Annotated in this window: 3 protein-coding genes and 1 pseudogene; all 4 read left to right on the top strand. The window is 65.5% G+C overall.

Annotated features, from left to right (window positions below):
- Positions 1–26: 26 nt before the first annotated feature.
- Positions 27–1,397 (top strand): annotated as a pseudogene (gene sufB / locus J7E68_RS01340) (Fe-S cluster assembly protein SufB); the annotation flags it as partial.
- 1 nt (position 1,398) lies between these two features.
- Positions 1,399–2,604 (top strand): Fe-S cluster assembly protein SufD, encoded by a 1,206-nt coding sequence (gene sufD / locus J7E68_RS01335; protein ID WP_215169152.1) that lies wholly within the window; start codon positions 1,399–1,401, stop codon positions 2,602–2,604.
- On the top strand, positions 2,601–2,927 hold the full coding sequence (locus J7E68_RS01330) for a non-heme iron oxygenase ferredoxin subunit (protein WP_215169150.1): 327 nt from the start codon (positions 2,601–2,603) through the stop codon (positions 2,925–2,927). The genes sufD and J7E68_RS01330 overlap by 4 nt, the downstream gene beginning before the upstream one ends.
- The coding region (locus J7E68_RS19490) for an ATP-binding cassette domain-containing protein (protein ID WP_251048509.1) at positions 2,928–3,075 on the top strand (148 nt) is incomplete at its 3' end.

Genomic DNA, 3,075 nt, shown 5'->3' with positions numbered 1-3,075 from the left:
CGCCGGGGCGTGACGGCCTGTGAGTCTACGAATACGGATGGCATGACGAAGACGCCGCCGGAGCCATCGCCAAGCGCGGTATCTCCGAAGAGGTGGTCCGCGGGATCTCGGCTCTCAAGCACGAGCCCGAATGGATGCTGAAGACCCGTCTCAAGGGCTACCAGCTCTTCGGTCGCAAGCCGATGCCGACCTGGGGTGCAGACCTCAGCGACATCGACTTCGACAACATCAAATACTTCGTGCGCTCGACGGAGAAGCAGGCGCAGTCCTGGGAGGACCTGCCTGCGGAGATCCGCGAGACCTACGAACGCCTCGGCATCCCCGAGGCCGAGCGTCAGCGCCTCGTGGCCGGCGTCGCGGCTCAGTACGAGTCCGAGGTCGTCTACCACCAGATCCGCGAGGACCTCGAGCAGCAGGGTGTCATCTTCATGGACACCGACACCGCGCTCCGTGAGCACCCCGAGTTCTTCGAGGAGTACTTCGGCACCGTGATCCCGGCCGGCGACAACAAGTTCGCCGCGCTGAACACGGCGGTCTGGTCGGGCGGTTCGTTCGTCTACGTCCCCAAGGGCGTGCACGTCGAGATCCCTCTGCAGGCGTACTTCCGAATCAACACCGAGAACATGGGTCAGTTCGAGCGCACCCTGATCATCGCCGACGAAGACAGCTACGTGCACTACATCGAGGGATGCACGGCTCCGATCTACAAGTCCGACTCGCTGCACTCGGCCGTCGTCGAGATCATCGTGAAGAAGAACGCCCGCGTTCGGTACACGACGATCCAGAACTGGTCGAACAACGTCTACAACCTCGTCACCAAGCGTGCGGTCGCGCACGAGGGAGCGACGATGGAGTGGGTCGACGGCAACATCGGCTCCAAGGTGACGATGAAGTACCCGTCGATCTACCTGATGGGCGAGCACGCCAAGGGCGAGACGCTCTCGGTCGCCTTCGCAGGCCCCGGCCAGCATCAGGACGCCGGCGCGAAGATGATCCACATGGCTCCGTACACGCAGTCGTCGATCGTCTCGAAGTCGATCGCCCGCGGCGGTGGACGCGCGGGATACCGCGGTGAAGTCCGAGTGGACGCCAACGCGCACCACTCCGCCAACACGGTGCGCTGCGACGCGCTGCTGGTCGACACGAAGTCCCGCTCCGACACCTACCCGGCGATCGACATCCGTGTCGACGACGTGCAGCTCGGACACGAGGCCACGGTCTCGAAGGTCAGTGAGGAGCAGCTCTTCTATCTGCAGTCCCGCGGCATGCCGGAGGACGAGGCGATGGCGATGATCGTGCGCGGCTTCATCGAGCCGATCGCACGCGAGCTGCCCATGGAGTACGCGATGGAATTGAACAAGCTCATCGAAATGGGCATGGAAGGATCGGTCGGCTGAGATGACGTCCCAGACGACGACGCCGACGGCGTCGCACTATTCGAGCGCGCACGTCGACCCGGCCGCACAGGTCGCCGACGCCGGATTCGTTCCGGTGCAGACCCGCTCGGAACGCCCCCACTCGTTCGAACCCGCCGACTTCGGCGCGCCGACCGGCCGTGAGGTCAACTGGAAGCACACCCCGGTCGCGAAGATCTCCGCACTCTTCGAGGTGTCGGGCTCTGCCGAGGGCGTGAGCTACACGTTCGGCGCCGGTGAGCAGTACGTCGCCGCACCGCTCGCCGCAGGAGATGCGCCGCGCGGCGAGGTCTTCCTCGCCGAGGACATCACCGCGGCGGTCGCGTGGCAGGGCGCTGTCGAGGGGCTGCACATCCGCATCCCTCGTGAAGAAGAGGTCTCCGAGGCGATCCTCGTCTCGATCGACGGCCTCGGCGCGGAACTGCGCGCAGACGCCCACATCGTGATCGAGGCGCTCGAGCACAGCTCGGCCACCGTCGTGCTCCAGCACACGGGAGCCGCGCAGTACTCGCAGAACGTCGAGATCATCGTGCGCGACGGGGCGAGGCTCACCGTCATCAGCCTGCAGCAGTGGCAGGACGAGGCAGTGCACACCTCTGCGCACCAGGCACGGGTCGATGCCGATGCCACCCTCAAGCATTTCGTCATCAGCTTCGGCGGCGGCGTCGTGCGAGTGAACCCGAGCGTCGAGCTCGCGGGCGCCGGATCCGAAGGCTACCTCTACGGTCTCTCGTACGCCGATGCCGGCCAGCACCTCGAGAGCCAGGTCTACCTGCACCACAAGGGCGCCCACACCAAGGGCGACGTGCTCTACAAGGGTGCGCTCCAGGGCGAGGGCGCGCACAGCGTCTGGATCGGCGACGTGCTGATCGGTGCAGACGCGACGGGCACCGACTCGTACGAGGCGAACCGTAACCTGGTGCTGACCGAGGGCGCGCGCGCCGACTCGATCCCGAACCTCGAGATCGAGACCGGCGACATCCTGGGCGCAGGTCACGCCAGCGCCACCGGTCGCTTCGACGACGAGCAGCTGTTCTACCTGCAGGCTCGCGGCATCTCCGAAGAAGAAGCTCGCCGACTCGTCGTGCTCGGCTTCCTCACCGACATCGTCCAGCGACTGGGAATCCCTGCGCTGGAGGCCGAGCTGCTCGACGCGATCGAGACGGAGCTCGCCGAGGTGAACGCATGAGCGCTGAGCGCGTCTGCGGCGTCGAGGAACTCGAGCAGGACATGCCGATCCGCGTCGAGCCGAACGGCATCCCGATCACCGTGATCAAGGACTCCGAGGGCGTCATCCACGCGATCGGCGACACCTGCACCCACGGCGACATCTCGCTCTCCGAGGGCTTCGTCGAAGGTGACACCGTCGAGTGCTGGGCCCACGGGTCCGCATTCTCGCTGCTCACCGGCAAGCCCCAGAATCTCCCCGCTTATGAGCCCGTTCCGGTCTACGTCGTCGAGATCGACGGCGACGACGTGCTCATCGACCCGACTGTGACGAAGGAAGTCTGAATGTCTGTTCTCGAAATCCGCGACCTGCACGTGACGGTCGAGACCGAGGCGGGGACCACCCCGATCCTCAATGGAATCACCCTCACCATGAACACCGGTGAGACTCACGCGATCATGGGCCCCAACGGCTCGGGCAAGTCGACGCTCG

Origin of the sequence: Microbacterium sp. ISL-103, assembly GCF_018613995.1 — a bacterium.
Classification (GTDB): Bacteria; Actinomycetota; Actinomycetes; order Actinomycetales; family Microbacteriaceae; genus Microbacterium.
Note: the sequence above shows the minus strand (reverse complement) of the source record. Positions and strands in the feature narration are given on the sequence as shown.